This window comes from Acinetobacter sp. P1332 (assembly GCF_044057475.1).
In the GTDB taxonomy this organism is placed as follows: Bacteria; Pseudomonadota; Gammaproteobacteria; order Pseudomonadales; family Moraxellaceae; genus Acinetobacter; species Acinetobacter johnsonii.
In genome coordinates this window covers 3,274,935-3,290,169 of the sequence record NZ_CP171157.1, presented here as the reverse complement: position 1 = coordinate 3,290,169, position 15,235 = coordinate 3,274,935, and the positions used below count along the sequence as shown (strand labels likewise).

General features: G+C 43.2%; 16 protein-coding genes and 5 tRNA genes. All 21 read left to right on the top strand.

Features of this window, described 5'->3' with window-relative positions; all coding sequences use genetic code 11:
- A complete protein-coding gene (locus ACFN7Z_RS16180) occupies positions 1–1,194 on the top strand; it encodes a hypothetical protein (protein WP_058952363.1) in 1,194 nt (397 codons plus the stop codon).
- A 7-nt stretch (positions 1,195–1,201) separates the two neighbouring features.
- Positions 1,202–1,630, top strand: coding sequence for a thioesterase family protein (locus ACFN7Z_RS16175; protein WP_010325723.1), 429 nt, complete (start codon positions 1,202–1,204; stop codon positions 1,628–1,630).
- 151 nt (positions 1,631–1,781) lie between these two features.
- Complete coding sequence (locus ACFN7Z_RS16170; RefSeq protein ID WP_004692786.1) at positions 1,782–2,105, top strand: H-NS family nucleoid-associated regulatory protein; 324 nt, start codon at positions 1,782–1,784, stop codon at positions 2,103–2,105.
- 197 nt (positions 2,106–2,302) lie between these two features.
- Positions 2,303–3,013: a type II secretion system protein N gene (gene gspN / locus ACFN7Z_RS16165; RefSeq protein ID WP_010325724.1), complete on the top strand. Its 711-nt coding sequence runs from the start codon at positions 2,303–2,305 to the stop codon at positions 3,011–3,013.
- Positions 3,013–3,837 carry a type II secretion system protein N gene (locus tag ACFN7Z_RS16160; protein ID WP_010325725.1) on the top strand — a complete coding sequence of 275 codons (825 nt, stop codon included), beginning with the start codon at positions 3,013–3,015 and terminating at the stop codon, positions 3,835–3,837. The genes gspN and ACFN7Z_RS16160 overlap by 1 nt, the downstream gene beginning before the upstream one ends.
- 39 nt (positions 3,838–3,876) lie before the next feature.
- On the top strand, positions 3,877–6,237 hold the full coding sequence (gene gspD / locus ACFN7Z_RS16155; RefSeq protein WP_010325726.1) for a type II secretion system secretin GspD: 2,361 nt from the start codon (positions 3,877–3,879) through the stop codon (positions 6,235–6,237).
- Between the two features lie 87 nt (positions 6,238–6,324).
- A complete protein-coding gene (locus ACFN7Z_RS16150; protein WP_010325727.1) occupies positions 6,325–7,068 on the top strand; it encodes an FHA domain-containing protein in 744 nt (247 codons plus the stop codon).
- Positions 7,069–7,153: 85 nt separating this feature from the next.
- The gene (locus tag ACFN7Z_RS16145; RefSeq protein ID WP_010325728.1) at positions 7,154–7,822 is read left to right on the top strand and encodes an HAD-IA family hydrolase; all 669 of its coding nucleotides are present in this window, start codon (positions 7,154–7,156) and stop codon (positions 7,820–7,822) included.
- Between the two features lie 111 nt (positions 7,823–7,933).
- Positions 7,934–9,427, top strand: a complete 1,494-nt coding sequence (gene trpE, locus ACFN7Z_RS16140; RefSeq protein ID WP_010325729.1) for an anthranilate synthase component I — start codon at positions 7,934–7,936, stop codon at positions 9,425–9,427.
- Between the two features lie 98 nt (positions 9,428–9,525).
- A tRNA-Thr gene (locus ACFN7Z_RS16135) sits at positions 9,526–9,601 on the top strand.
- Positions 9,602–9,655: 54 nt separating this feature from the next.
- Positions 9,656–9,739 (top strand) — tRNA-Tyr (locus tag ACFN7Z_RS16130).
- Between the two features lie 41 nt (positions 9,740–9,780).
- Positions 9,781–9,856, top strand: a tRNA-Gly gene (locus ACFN7Z_RS16125).
- Positions 9,857–9,873: 17 nt separating this feature from the next.
- Positions 9,874–9,948 (top strand) — tRNA-Thr (locus ACFN7Z_RS16120).
- A gap of 146 nt (positions 9,949–10,094) precedes the next feature.
- Positions 10,095–11,285 (top strand): elongation factor Tu, encoded by a 1,191-nt coding sequence (gene tuf, locus ACFN7Z_RS16115; protein ID WP_010325730.1) that lies wholly within the window; start codon positions 10,095–10,097, stop codon positions 11,283–11,285.
- 48 nt (positions 11,286–11,333) lie between these two features.
- A tRNA-Trp gene (locus ACFN7Z_RS16110) sits at positions 11,334–11,409 on the top strand.
- A gap of 76 nt (positions 11,410–11,485) precedes the next feature.
- Positions 11,486–11,926, top strand: coding sequence for a preprotein translocase subunit SecE (gene secE / locus ACFN7Z_RS16105; RefSeq protein ID WP_004692774.1), 441 nt, complete (start codon positions 11,486–11,488; stop codon positions 11,924–11,926).
- A gap of 7 nt (positions 11,927–11,933) precedes the next feature.
- Positions 11,934–12,467: a transcription termination/antitermination protein NusG gene (gene nusG, locus ACFN7Z_RS16100; protein ID WP_004692772.1), complete on the top strand. Its 534-nt coding sequence runs from the start codon at positions 11,934–11,936 to the stop codon at positions 12,465–12,467.
- 118 nt (positions 12,468–12,585) lie between these two features.
- Entirely contained in the window at positions 12,586–13,014 is a 429-nt protein-coding gene (rplK, locus tag ACFN7Z_RS16095) for a 50S ribosomal protein L11 (RefSeq protein ID WP_004668262.1), read from the top strand.
- 3 nt (positions 13,015–13,017) lie between these two features.
- Positions 13,018–13,713 (top strand): 50S ribosomal protein L1, encoded by a 696-nt coding sequence (rplA, locus tag ACFN7Z_RS16090; protein WP_010325731.1) that lies wholly within the window; start codon positions 13,018–13,020, stop codon positions 13,711–13,713.
- A gap of 301 nt (positions 13,714–14,014) precedes the next feature.
- On the top strand, positions 14,015–14,521 hold the full coding sequence (gene rplJ, locus ACFN7Z_RS16085; RefSeq protein WP_010325732.1) for a 50S ribosomal protein L10: 507 nt from the start codon (positions 14,015–14,017) through the stop codon (positions 14,519–14,521).
- A gap of 48 nt (positions 14,522–14,569) precedes the next feature.
- The gene (gene rplL / locus ACFN7Z_RS16080; protein WP_004692767.1) at positions 14,570–14,935 is read left to right on the top strand and encodes a 50S ribosomal protein L7/L12; all 366 of its coding nucleotides are present in this window, start codon (positions 14,570–14,572) and stop codon (positions 14,933–14,935) included.
- Positions 14,936–15,235 lie beyond the last annotated feature (300 nt).

The window sequence follows — 15,235 nt, the reverse complement described above, 5'->3', positions numbered from 1 at the left end:
ATGAAACAAATACTGATTGCTTATGGCTTGGTAAGTTTAATTGCAATTGCCGCGTTGAGTGTCTTGAGTTATGGACATGGTGCGGGTTATGTCTATGTGTTTTGGCATGACTGGCAGTTACAAACCAATCTCTGGATCGTATTTATTGCTCTAGCACTGCTCAGTTTTAGCTTACATTTGGTTTGGTTGGGGCTAAAACGATATCTCAGTCGAGAAAAACGCAAAGCGGGAACTGTTTTTGATTTTAAAAGTTTGCATCCTTATGAACAACTGGCTGTGATTTGGTTGTTGGATGCAGGCCGAGATCAACAAGCCTTTATTCAAAATGCCTTCGCGCAGTCAGGCTTGCTCAAAAGTATTATCGATGCACGTTTATATTTGATGCAGGAGCAGTTCCCTGAAGCCTTAAGCGCCTTGAGCCAAAGCAATGCCATGGCCTTTGAGTTGGCTGAACTGCAACGTATTGAACTGTTTTTAGCACAAGAAGATGCAGAACAAGCTTTAACTCATCTTGAGTTTCTCAATCAACATGAACTGTCACCTTGGCTTAAAGACGTGCAAACCGCTTATGAAGCGTGTTTAAAAGAGCTATGGGGACGTTTTGCGATTCTGTTTCCATGGCTTTATTTACGCTCAACTCAATATGGTCATTTAGATCAAGATGTGAAAAAAGCATGGCTGAAGCGTTTGTTGATAAAATTTGATCAAGCCAATTATGAAAATTTAGAGGATTTAAAACAACGTTATTTGGACTTGTCTGATCAGATTTTCAGCCGCAGTTATGATGTTCAACTGCTGTGGCTTAAGTTATTAGCACGTATGCCAGACATGAGTGAACAGCACGAACACTTGTCGATTTATTTACTCAATCAGCAGTTTAATTCGGAAGTATTTTATTTGTGGTTCCAGCAGCAACTTTTGAAACAGCAGCCTGATTATGTGGACTTGCAGCAACACATTGAAGCATGGGAAGCAAAGTATACGAGTGTGCCGGTTTTGAGTTTTGCCAAGTGGCATATTTATACTGCTTTAGGTATGCAAGAGCAGGCAGATGCGTTATTAAGTTTATATCCCGATAATGTATTAATGAACTATTTAAGAATCAAATCGACCTTAAATGGTGATGAAGATTTAATTAAACAGTTAAATTTAATTTTTGAAAATAATGCAAATTTTGTAGAAATGAAAATATAGGTGCATAATGCAGAGCGTTTTAGATTACCCATTGGTTTATACTCAACACGTGGCTTGGGGAGATATGGATGCCTTTGGTCATGTTAATAATGTCATGTATTATCGTTATGTTGAAAGTGCGCGTTTGGCTTATATTGAACATACGGGTATTTTATCTGCGGATGTATTGACCGTTGTTGCATCAAATCAGTGCAAATATTTAAAACCAGTATTTTATCCAGATCAATTGAAAATTAGTGCGCGTATTGAAGAACTCAGAAATAGTGCATTTCGTATGCATTATTTATTATGGAGTGAACAGCAACAATCATTCGTTGCGGAAGCAGAAGCGGTCATTGTTTGTGTCGATAAAACCAATATGCAGAAAACATTAATTCCTGAACTGGTGCGTCAAAAACTCAAAGAATTTGAGTTAACGGTCGGTCACCAAATATAAATATCTTTTTATTTATTTTAAAAGTCGCTAGACTATATAAATACTGTCTAAGTATTGTTGTTTAAGTCATGGATGAGTTGAGTCTTTGGTCTAATCAAAATATTATTAAATAGACTCAGTAAATAAAATGTTGGTTAATGGAGTTAATGTAATGCCAGATATTAGTAATTTATCCGTAGAAGAGTTAAAGCGTCTACAAATCGAAGCGGAAGCTTTAATTGCATCTAAAAAAGATCAAGCAATTGAAGATGCTTATACCCAAATTAACGCGATTGCGGAAAATGTAGGCTTAAGCATTGAGCAAATTTTAGAGTTTGGCGCGACTAAGCGTAAAAAAGGCACACGTAAGTCGGTTGAACCGCGTTACCGTAACAAAGGCAATGCTGCTGAGACATGGACTGGCCGTGGTAAGCAACCACGTTGGTTGGTGGCTCAGTTAGAAAAAGGTGCGAAGCTTGAAGATTTTTTAATCTAAGTCATCACCTTGTCACAGATGTGACATAAGCTCAAAAAACCAAGCATTATCTGCTTGGTTTTTTTTATAGTTAAAGTTTGGTGTTGTTGTAAAATTATGCATAATGTCTATCAAAGAAAGACAAGAAATGAAGCAAGGAAGAATAATTGAAAGTTCGTGGTGGGAGAATCACAAAACCTAAATACATCACGTGGTGGATGTTTGCAGTCGTTGCGTTTTTAATTTTTGTTTTGCTGCAAATTCCTGCGGTATGGCTCATTGCAAAATTTTATAAAAACAACCAAGTTTTACATAACGTCAGCGGTAATATTTGGCATGGACAGGCCGATTGGCAAACTGGAAAATTGCGTGGAACTGTGCTGTGGACCACCCGACCTTTAGATTTACTGCTCCTTCGTGCAGGTACGAATCTCGAAATTTATAGTGCCAATACCAAGCTTGAAGGCGTTTTGGCCTATGGGTTTGGAAGAAAAATAATGGTGCGTGATTTAAACGGACAAATTGCACCCGAAACGTTAAAGTCGTTGGCCAATTGGCAATGGCCGAGTAATGCGATTCAGTTACAAAAAATTGATTTTAATTATAAAAAAGAGCAGGGATTTGATCAGGTGGATGGGGGAATACAATGGGCAGGCGGCGAACTCATGTATATCTTTGCGCAGCGCCCACAACAAATGCAGATTCCATCGTTGGCAGGTCGTTTGTCGCAGGAGCAAAATAAGCTGATGGTCGATTTACGCGATCAACGACAACAAAAACTGATGAACCTGACCATCGACCCAAGTCTGATGTTAGATGTGCAATTAACCCAGCGTCTCATGTTGAATGTGCCTTCATATCAAGGTAAAGCAGGCCTAGATAGTTATGTGGTGAGTTCACGTCAGCCTTTACTTAGTGGGGGCTTTTAATGGGTTTTGATCTGCAAAAATTACCGGAGCTAAATCTCAAACAGTTTGAACGTATAGCACCACTGTGCTTAATGCTTTTGATCTTGGCACTATGCTGGAAGTTGGCTGGCTTATTTTGGCTTTGGGTGGCGCCACCACAAGTCATGCAAATGCCACGCGTTGAATTGGGTTCGCAGCAACCTCAAGTTCCGAATATTACCAATTTTGCGTTATTTGCAGAGCAAAGTAAGAATCCCGCAGATGATCAGCTCAATTTACAGCTACAAGGGGTGGTGGTTGGGCAACCCAGTCAGTTCTCATCTGCTGTGATTAAGGCAAATAATGTAGCAGAGCGTTATCGGGTGGGGGAAAACATCGAAGGCAGCGCTTATTATTTGTCAGAGGTGTATTGGGATCGCGCGATTCTCAAAAATAACAGTGGGCAAACCCGAGAATTGTTTTTTCATGGGATTGATAATTTAGATCAGCAAATTGTGCCCCCAGCAACAGCACCCGTTGCAGCGCCTGCTGTGAGTCAAGAGCAGCAAGTATTAGGCCAAGCAGTACAGAACTTACAACAAGATCGTGAGCAATATTTAAAAGATTTGGGTGTAAATACCAGTAATACAGGGCAAGGTTATCAAGTCACTGAGCAAACACCAGCTGCACTGCGAAGCCGTTTAGGCTTGCAGGCAGGGGATCAGATTATGTCTTTAAATGGTCAAACGATCGGACAGGGGCAAAACGACGCGCAGTTGTTAGAACGTGCGCGCCGTGAAGGACAAGTAAAAATAGAAGTGAAACGTGGTGATCGTATCATTACGGTACAACAGAATTTTCAGTGATCGAACATCACCAATATTAGTTAGGAATGACTTGGATTTATGGCTTTATTGAATCACCGCCCTGCTTGGGCACTGACAATCGCAGCGCCTTTGCTTGCCATGGTGAGTACAGCCAGCTATGCACAAACGTGGAAAATTAATCTGCGCGATGCGGACTTAACTGCATTTATTAATGAGGTTGCGGATATTACGGGGAAAAACTTTGCAGTTGATCCACGGGTACGCGGTAATGTCACGGTGATTTCAAACAAAGCGTTGAATAAGCAAGAAGTCTACGACTTGTTCTTAGGAGTCTTGAATGTCAACGGTGTGGTCGCGATTCCTTCTGGTCGGACCATTAAAATTGTGCCTGACAGTAATGTTAAAAGTTCAGGCATTCCCTATGATGTTCGTCACCGTGCCACAGGCGATCAGGTTGTGACGCGGGTGATTTGGCTGGAAAACACCAATGCCAATGACTTGATTCCTGCACTGCGTCCATTGATGCCGCAGTTTGCACATTTATCTGCGGTGAATGGCACCAATGCACTGATTGTGTCTGATCGCGCCAGCAATATTTATCAGCTTGAGACCATCATCCGTAACTTGGATGGGACGGGACAAAATGATATCGAAGCGGTGTCGTTGCAGTCGAGTCAGGCTGAGGAAATGATTGGGTTGTTGGAAAGTATGAGCGGAACAGGCTCGATCAAAGATTTAAAGGGTTCCAGAATACGAATCATTGCAGATAACCGTACCAATCGGATTATTCTAAAAGGGGATACCGCGACGCGTAAACGTATTCGCCAAATGATCGAGATGCTGGATGTACCTGCTGCGGAGCGTCTAGGCGGATTGAAAGTGTTCCGCTTAAAATATGCCAGCGCTAAAAGCTTATCCGAAATTTTACAAGGTTTGGTCTCAGGGCAGGCTGTTAATTCTAGCGAGTCTAACGACAGCAATAACAATGGTAATTCCAGCTATAACCAAAGTAATAGCGCGAGTGAAGGTTCATCTTCACAGATTTCTACCCCAAGTATAAACTTAAACAGCCAGTCCAATCGCAATCAGAACAACATCACCAGCTTTAACAGTAACGGCGTTAGCATTATTGCTGATAGTTCGCAAAATGCATTGGTGGTCAAAGCAGACCCTCAGTTGATGCGTGAAATCGAGTCTGCCATTCAGCAGTTGGATACCCGTCGTCAGCAAGTCCTGATCGAAGCGACTATTCTTGAGGTGGAAGGTAACGATGCCGACCAACTGGGCGTACAATGGGCGATGGGTGATTTAAGTAGTGGTGTTGGGATTATTAATTTTGACAATATTGGTTCGAGTCTCAAAAGTATTGCTGCAAACTATTTAACGGGTGGCGGTGCGGGGGCTGCAAGTGCAATTGGCGCGGGTGGTTCGTTAATCCTTGGGGATTATAAAGAAGGCAGTGATGGCTCGCGTCAGTTATATGGCGCGATGATCCAAGCATTAAAAAGTAATACCAAGTCGAATCTGCTGTCTACACCATCGATTGTCACCATGGACAATGAAGAGGCTTATATCGTCGTGGGGGAAAATGTGCCCTTTGTAACAGGTTCGGTTTCTACCACCTCTTCAGGTACAGCTAACCCCTACACCACCATTGAACGTAAAGATGTGGGTGTAACGCTTAAGGTGGTGCCACATATTGGTGAAGGTGGCACCATCCGCTTAGAAATTGAACAAGAAGTCTCTGATGTCAAAGCCAATAAAGGTCAAGCGCAGGATTTGGTCACTAGTAAGCGTGCGATTAAAACCTCAGTCTTGGCGGAACATGGCAATACCATCGTTTTAGGTGGCTTGATTTCGGATAATACGTCTTATTCACGCCAATCGATTCCAGGTCTTGGTGCAATACCGGGATTGGGGCGTTTGTTCCGCTCAGATGGCAAGTCAGATCAGAAACGCAATTTGTTGGTTTTCATTCATCCGACGATTGTGGGAGATGGGGAGTCTGCACGTCGCCTTTCTCAGCAGCGCTACAGTCAGCTTTATAGTTTGCAGTTGGCCATGGATAAAGATGGTAGCTTTGCCAAGTTGCCTGAAAATGTTGATGATGTCTTCCAACAGCGCTTGCCTGTAACATCAACCAAACCGACCTTGCCACAATCGTATCAACAGGTGCCAAGCAGCCCAACTACAACGCAACCGATGGTTGAAACAACGCCTGTGGCCATTGAACCTGCGATTCGTAAACAGCCGATTGCTAGTGTTCCTAAAAATACCACCTCGCGTCAGTTATACCCAAGGGTTCAGCCCCAGATTGGCTTGAACTTGATGATGCAAAATGTTCAAGGTGCTCGTGTGGCACACATGGCACAGATGGTATCGACAAGCTATTCCATCCCTGAGCGATATACTGAGAATGTCTCGATAGGTTCAGCCTAGCTGTCCTGCCATTCATCTGTGAGGGAAGGTGAAATGGTAAAGAATATTCTCTGTGTTATCATAAATCAGCACATAGAGAGATAAGTCATGACTTGGAAAATACAAGCAATTACTGGCGAATTAACGGGTCAGGAAATTAGCATTGACCGTGATATGTTGGTCGGTCGTCATCAAGCAGCGGATATTTTATTACAACAATCTGAAATTTCGCGTAAACATGCGGCCTTTTTACTGAAAGAACAGGCTTTGTGGCTACAAGACTTGGGTTCTTCAAATGGCACGTATGTGAATGATGTGCAAATTGCGGCAGAAACGTTGTTGAAACAGGGTGATATCGTCCAGTTTGCAAGCTTAAAGTTTTCGGTCTTTGAGCCTGCGAAAGCGTTAGAAGACGTGGTGGAATCGGTAGAGGCTGCAACTTTGGGCGCAGCTGTGGTTGAAACACCGATTAGCCAGCCATCTGAAGCAGTAGCTGCTTCAGAAACGGCTCAAGCGGAAGTGAGTGCTGATACGCCTGTTGTTGAGCCAGAACAGCCGAAAACGGCAGCACAGCATATGAGCGATCAGGGTATGCCTGAGCTAAAAGAACGCGATGGCAATGTGAGTTTAACGCGTGACGGTATGCCGCAAAATGTCGGTATTCCGAAACCCGCTCCTATTCCTGCAGGGGTGGATTTGACTGCGCCTAGCGTGCCTCAGGTTGAGAACAACGAGGCTCCAAAAGTACAGGTTGCACAAGAGGCTGAAACTCATAAAAATGCCTCGCTGGGGTTAATCTCGATTATTGTCTTGATTATTTTAGCGATTATTGCTTGGCTGATGTTCAAATAAAACGCAGATCACACTACAATCAAGGCATGCACAAGCATGCCTTGATTGTTTTTGGGCAGTACATGATAAAAATGGGTGAGGGTGAATGAATATTGCAAATGTGGCACAGCGAGAGGTTTTACTTTTCGATCTAGATGGAACCTTGGTGGATTCAGCAACAGATTTACATCGTGCCATGAATATGAGCCTGAATGCTTTGCAGCTGCCTACCGTTACTGAGGCACAGGTGCGGGTCTGGGTTGGTAAGGGAACAGCGCTGTTTTGTCAAAGTACCTTGCAACATTTAACAGGTAAAGTCGATCCTGCTCAGCAACAACAATTGTTGGAGACGTTTTTAAAAATTTATAATGCCGACCCATGTGTGGAAACTCAGCCTTTCGATGGCATTCTTGAGTTTTTAGAATGGGGCTTGGCGCAAAAGAAAACCATGATTTGCGTGACCAATAAACCTGAAGCGCCTGCACGTGCTATTGTCGATCATTTAGGTATGAATCATTATTTTGCGGATGTCATCGGCGGCGATCGTTTCGAAGAGCGCAAACCTCATCCGCGCCAATTGTTACATTGTGTTGAGCAATATGCACAAAGCAAAGATCAGGTTTTAATGATTGGGGACTCATCCAATGATGTTGAGGCTGCACGCCGTGCGGGTATTGATTGTGTTGTGGTCAGCTATGGCTATAATCATGGTGAAAATATTTTAGACTGTCAGCCACAGCAAGTGGTGGATAATCTGTGTGAACTGATCGGGTAACTTTGTAAACGAAGGAATGAACATGAGTAAACATATGACTTTTCGATGGCGAAACTCAAACCACTAATTTTAAAAACTGATCACGCCATATTGAAAAAATAGAGAACACTCATGACAACGCAAACTCAATTCGATCAACTCAAAACAGCGGGTTATAACCTGATTCCTGTCTATCGTCAGCGCTTAGCCGATACTGAGACTCCATTGTCCGTCTTTGCTCGCCTAAAAGAGCATAAGCAAGCCTATTTGTTTGAATCTGTGGAAGGTGGGGAGAATTGGGCACGCTATTCTATTATTGGTTTAGGTGAATCTACCGTGTTCTCATGCAACGCGGGTGAGCTGACCATTCAACAAGCCGACGGCACCATAGAAAAACAACCTTGTACAGATCCGTTTCAATTCATCCGAGATTTTCAGTCGCAGTATAAAGTACCTACTCAAGCTGATTTACCTGCTCTGCCAAGCTTTACGGGTGGCTTGGTGGGCTACTTTGGTTATGATGCGGTACGTTACATTGAGCCGCGTTTAAATAACGCGCCAGAAGCAGATCCAGTGGGTTTACCTGATATTTGGATGATGTTGTCTAAAACAGTGATTGTGTTTGATAACTTAAAAGATACGCTATTCCTGATCGTGCATGCCGATGTAGTAGATGCGGATGCGTATAACCAAGCTCAGCAGCAACTGGATGCATTGGAAGATTTACTCGCAACGCCCATTAGTCTAAAAGCCACGCCGCATACTGCACCGCATTTTGAGTCACTCACGGGCAAAGCCAAATTCTTAGAATCGATTGAAACGGTGAAAGAGTATATTCGTGCGGGTGATGTGATGCAGGTGGTGCCAGGGCATCGTATGGTCTCTGACTTTGATGGTGAACCTTTACAAGTCTATCGCGCGCTACGTCATTTGAATCCATCGCCTTATTTGTTCTTGGTACAGGGGCAAACTTTGGAAAATAATCAACCTTTTCATATTGTCGGTTCTTCCCCTGAAATTTTATCTCGCCTTGAAAATGGGATTGCAACCGTACGTCCGCTGGCAGGAACGCGTCCACGTGGTAAAACCAAAGAGGAGGATTTAGCGCTTGAACAAGACTTGCTGTCGGATGAAAAAGAGATTGCTGAACATTTAATGCTGATTGACTTGGGGCGAAATGATGTCGGTCGTGTCTCGAAAATTGGCAAAGTGCAAGTGACTGATCAAATGGTGATCGAACGTTATTCGCATGTCATGCATATTGTTTCCAATGTGCAAGGCGAAGTTCGTGATGATGTAGATGCCTTGGATGTTTTTAAAGCAACTTTCCCTGCAGGTACACTTTCAGGTGCGCCAAAAATCCGTGCGATGGAAATTATTGATCAAGTTGAGCCCGTAAAACGTGGAATTTTTGGTGGTGCTGTTGGTTATTTAGGCTGGCATGGCGAAATGGACATGTCGATTGCAATTCGTACCTGTGTGATTCGTGAAAATAAGGTCTATGTTCAGGCAGGAGCGGGGCTTGTTTATGACTCAAATCCTGAATCTGAGTGGAATGAAACCCAAATAAAAGCTCGCGCAGTGATCAAAGCGGTTGAATTATCGTCAAACGGATTGATTTTGTGAGTTTTTGACGTTTTTTTTGAAAAAAACACTTGCAAGGATTTTGAGTTTTGCTAAACTGCACACCGTTCCGATACGAAACGTACGAAACACTAAGAAACGCCGGCATAGCTCAGTTGGTAGAGCAACTGACTTGTAATCAGTAGGTCCACAGTTCGAATCCGTGTGCCGGCACCATCTTAGAGAGTTGAGTAAGTTAAGTAAAGAGCGACACTGAAGTAAGTGTAAAATGGTGAGGTTCCCGAGCGGTCAAAGGGGGCGGACTGTAACTCCGCTACGAAAGTTTCGAAGGTTCGAATCCTTCCCTCACCACCAATTTTAAGACTTCAAGAAAGTGGTCTTTGTACCAACATCGTGCGGGAGTAGCTCAGTTGGTAGAGCGGTAGCCTTCCAAGCTACATGTCGCGAGTTCGACCCTCGTCTCCCGCTCCATTTGAAGTTTTATATTTGCTCTTATAGCTCAGTGGTAGAGCACTCCCTTGGTAAGGGAGAGGTCTCGAGTTCAAATCTCGATAAGAGCTCCAGATTACAGTTTAGTAGAATTTCTACAAATTTTTAAAGAAGCAGGCTTATTAGTCTGCTTTTCAAGTATTTGGTGTTTGATTTTTTAGGCGATGTGTCGATACTGAGTTGTTTATACCTGTGTTCGACGTAAACGAGGAAGATGAACATGGCTAAGGCTAAGTTTGAACGTAATAAGCCACACGTTAACGTGGGCACAATCGGTCACGTTGACCATGGTAAAACAACTTTAACAGCTGCAATTGCAACTGTATGTGCGAAGAAATTCGGTGGCGAAGCGAAAGACTACGCTGCAATTGACTCTGCACCAGAAGAAAAAGCACGTGGTATTACAATTAATACTTCACACGTAGAATACGATTCTCCAACTCGTCACTACGCACACGTAGACTGCCCGGGCCACGCCGATTATGTTAAAAACATGATTACTGGTGCTGCTCAGATGGACGGCGCGATCCTTGTATGTGCAGCGACTGATGGTCCAATGCCACAGACTCGTGAACACATCCTTCTTTCTCGTCAGGTTGGTGTACCTTACATTCTTGTATTCCTTAACAAGTGTGACCTTGTTGATGATGAAGAACTTCTTGAATTAGTAGAAATGGAAGTTCGTGAACTTCTTTCTACTTATGACTTCCCAGGTGATGACACTCCAGTTATCCGTGGTTCAGCTCTTCTTGCACTTAACGGTGACGCTGGTCAGTATGGCGAAGAAGCAGTTGTTGCGCTTGTTGACGCGCTTGACACTTACATTCCAGAGCCAGTACGTGCAATCGACCAAGCATTCTTAATGCCAATCGAAGACGTATTCTCTATTTCTGGTCGTGGTACAGTAGTAACTGGCCGTGTAGAAACTGGTATTGTGAAAGTAGGCGAAGAAGTTGAAATCGTTGGTATCAAAGATACAGTTAAAACAACTGTAACTGGCGTAGAAATGTTCCGTAAACTTCTAGACGAAGGTCGTGCGGGCGAGAACTGTGGTGTTCTTCTACGTGGTACTAAACGTGAAGACGTACAACGTGGTCAAGTACTTGCTAAACCAGGTGCAATCAAGCCGCACACTAAATTCGATGCAGAAGTATACGTACTTTCTAAAGAAGAAGGTGGTCGTCACACTCCATTCCTTAACGGTTACCGTCCACAGTTCTACTTCCGTACAACTGACGTAACTGGCGCGATCAAATTACAAGATGGCGTTGAAATGGTTATGCCTGGTGACAACGTAGAAATGTCAGTAGAATTAATCCACCCAATCGCAATGGACCCAGGTCTACGTTTTGCGATCCGTGAAGGTGGCCGTACAGTTGGTGCTGGTGTAGTTGCTAAAGTAACTGCATAATTATAAAATAAAATTACAAATTGGGGTTTCGACTCCAATTTGTTTTGCAGGTCAGTAGTTCAATTGGTAGAGCGTCGGTCTCCAAAACCGAATGTTGGGGGTTCGAGTCCCTCCTGGCCTGCCAACTTTTTTATAAAAGACGCTTGATGTCGGCAAAACTGGTCATATAATAAGTCGCGAAACCTACGACGAGTACAAAAATGTCGAATGAAAAATTACGCGACGCACAAAGCGACGCGGCAATCCCTCAAAGAAATAATTCTGCTGAAGTAGTTAAATCTGGTTCTCCCCTAGACGTCGTCTTATGGATTATCGCATTGATTTTATTAATTGGTGCGACCATGGTGAATCAACACCTACCAGCGTATTGGGCACCAGCCAACGATATCTGGGTGCGCGTTGGGGTAATTTTGGCTTGTATCATCGTGGCATTCGGTTTATTATACGCCACCCATCAAGGCAAAGGCTTTGCTCGTTTGTTGAAAGACTCACGAATTGAGCTGCGTCGAGTGACTTGGCCAACGAAGCAAGAGACCATGACCACATCTTGGCAGGTGCTTGCGGTTGTAGTTGTTGCATCCATTTTATTATGGTGTTTTGACTACATTTTGGGCTGGTTAATGAAGTTTATTATCGGGTAAGAGAGCTATGAAACGTTGGTACATTATTCATGCCTATTCAGGTTATGAAAAACAAGTGATGCGTTCACTTAATGATCGAATCCAGCGTAGCGCTGTAGCCGATAGCTTTGGTGAAGTCCTTGTTCCTACCGAAGAAGTGGTAGAAATGAAGGATGGTAAGAAACGTAAATCTGAACGTAAGTTCTTTCCAGGCTATGTATTGGTCGAAATGGAAATGAATGATGAAACTTGGCACATTGTTAAAGAATGTCCAAAAGTTTTAGGTTTTATTGGTGGTACGGCTGAGAAACCGGCGCCAATTACCCAACGTGAAGCAGATGCGATTCTTGCTCGTGTACGCAATACTGGTGAAGCACCACGTCCGAAGACGATGTTTGAACCAGGCGAAGAATTACTCGTAATTGACGGTCCATTCACAGACTTTAAAGGTGTGGTGGAAGAAGTTCTATACGAAAAGTCACGTTTAACGTTGACCATTAATGTATTTAATCGACCAACTCAGGTTGAGCTGGAATTTCGCCAAGTCGAAAAATCTGTTTAATTGGATGTGGTTGAAAAACGCCTGGCTTATTAATAAGTCAGGCATTGTTGTTGTAACGGTATCGTTACTTAGAAATTGGGGAGCCTTCATCGGCGTTTGTACCCAGAGGTAATTTGAAATGGCTAAGAAGATTGACGGCTATATCAAGCTGCAAGTTCCAGCTGGTAAAGCGAATCCATCTCCACCGATTGGTCCTGCATTGGGTCAACGTGGTGTTAACATCATGGCATTCTGTAAAGAATTCAATGCTGCGACACAAAAACTTGAAGTTGGTTTACCAATTCCAGTCGTGATCACTGTGTACAACGACAAGTCGTTCACATTCATCATGAAAACTCCTCCTGCATCTATTCTTCTTAAGAAAGCTGCTGGTATCCAAAAGGGTTCTGCTGTACCTAACAAAACTAAAGTTGGTAAGTTGACTCGTGCTCAATTGGAAGAAATCGCGACTACTAAAGAACCAGATTTAACTGGTGCTGATTTAGACGCACGTGTTCGTACCATCGCTGGTTCTGCACGTTCTATGGGCTTGGAAGTGGAGCTATAAGACATGGCAAAGTTAACTAAACGTCAAAAAGCCATTGCTGCTGCTATTGAAGCAAACAAAGTTTACACTTTAGAAGAAGCCGTAGCTGTTCTTGCTGGTCTTCCTGCTGCGAAATTCAAAGAATCTTTGGATGTTGCGGTAAACCTAGGTGTTGACCCTCGTAAATCTGACCAAGTTGTTCGTGGCGCGACTACACTTCCTGCAGGTACTGGTAAAACTGTACGTGTAGCTGTGTTTGCTCAAGGCGCTGCTGCTGAAGCTGCTAAAGCTGAAGGTGCGGACGTGGTTGGTTTTGATGACCTTGCTGAAAGCATCCAAGCGGGTAACCTTGACTTTGATGTAGTGATTGCTGCTCCTGATGCAATGCGCGTTGTGGGTAAGTTGGGTACGATTCTTGGTCCACGTGGCTTAATGCCAAACCCTAAAGTGGGTACTGTAACTCCTGACGTAGCTGGTGCAGTTAAAAATGCAAAAGCTGGTCAAGCACGTTACCGTGTAGACAAAGCGGGTATTATCCACGCTGCGATCGGTCAAGTAGATTTCTCTGCTGAAGCTGTTCGTCAAAACGTTGAAACTTTGATTGCAGACTTGAAAAAGTTAAAGCCTGCGACATCTAAAGGTGTATACATCAAAAAGATCACTTTGAGCTCAACTATGGGTCCTGGTCTTGTTGTTGATGTAAACAACGTTTCTAACTAAGTTTAACTTAGACAGAATTTTAAAGCCCTGAGTAATATTTGAAGCACTGCTTCAAATATTACGCAAGAGAAACCGGTTTCGGACTACTTGCAAACTTAGGCAAACTTTGAATTGGTAAATGTAGATTTATCAGCGTCAAAGACCTCAGGCGAGAGTAATTTCGATTACTTTCTTAATTTCCCAGCCTGAGTAGACGCGGTGGTGTGATTTGTTCATCCTCCGCGTGTAAGTTCAGTGATGAACTTGCGAATTGGGAGTGTACTTCGCGTAAGTACATAAATCACCGTTAGGAGGTTTTACAATGGCTCTTCTTATCGAAGGCAAAAAACAGATCGTTGCTGAAGTAACTGAAGTTGCTTCTACTGCGTTTGCTGCTGTTGTTGCTGACTACCAAGGTTTAACTGTTGAGCAATTAACTGCTCTTCGTGTTGAAGCTCGTAAGTTAGGTGTTGCTACACGTGTTGTACGTAATACTTTGGCTAAACGCGCTCTTCAAGATACTCCATTCAATATCTTGAACGACAACCTTGTTGGCCCAACAATTTTAGCTTTCTCAACTTCTGCAGATGACATGGGTGCTGCGGCACGCTTATTCGAAGAATTTGCGAAAACTAACAAAGCATTTGAACTTAAAGCTGCTGCATTTGAAGGCAAACTTTATCAAGGCGCAGAAGTTAGCGTTATCGCGAATCTTCCAAACCAAGAGAAAGCGCTTACTATGCTTGCAAACGTTCTTCAGGCTCCTATTTCGAAATTGGGTCGCTTACTTACAGCGCTTCAAGAGAAAAACGAGTCAGAAGCTGCATAAGCTCAAACTTAAACACACATCATTCAATACCCATTTGGAGTTACTCTCATGGCTTTAACAAACGAAGAAATCTTAAACGCAGTTGCTGAAAAAACTGTTCTTGAACTTGTTGAACTTATTTCTGCTTTCGAAGAAAAATTCAACGTATCTGCTGCTGCTGTAGCTGTAGCTGCAGGTCCTGCTGCTGCTGCTGCTGAAGAGCAATCAGAATTCAACGTTGAGTTGACTTCTTTCGGCGCGAACAAAGTAGCTGTGATTAAAGCAGTTCGTGAAATCACTGGTCTTGGCTTGAAAGAAGCTAAAGACATGGTTGAAGGCGCTCCTTCAGTTCTTAAAGAAGCAGTTTCTAAAGAAGAAGCTGAAGAACTTAAGAAAAAACTTGAAGAAACTGGTGCTACTATTACTATTAAGTAATGCTACCAGGGGGGGAATATTAATTTCACCCCAAAAATTGGCTGATGGCTCTTGGGTCATCAGCCTTTTTGCGTTACAATAATCGGCTCGATTTTTGTTTGCTTGGTGGAAAATCCATCAAATTAAAATAAAGAAAAGAATCAAACGCTTACCAATATTTTTCAAATTTAAAAATATTGGTAAGCGTTTCAATACCACTGAAAATTGCAGCATTTGTAAAAAGTGGTGGCCATATCGGCCTGCGTAATTCCTTCTGAGCCCGTTCTGCAGGCGGGCTCGGTTTACTTTCCGAGGACTCCA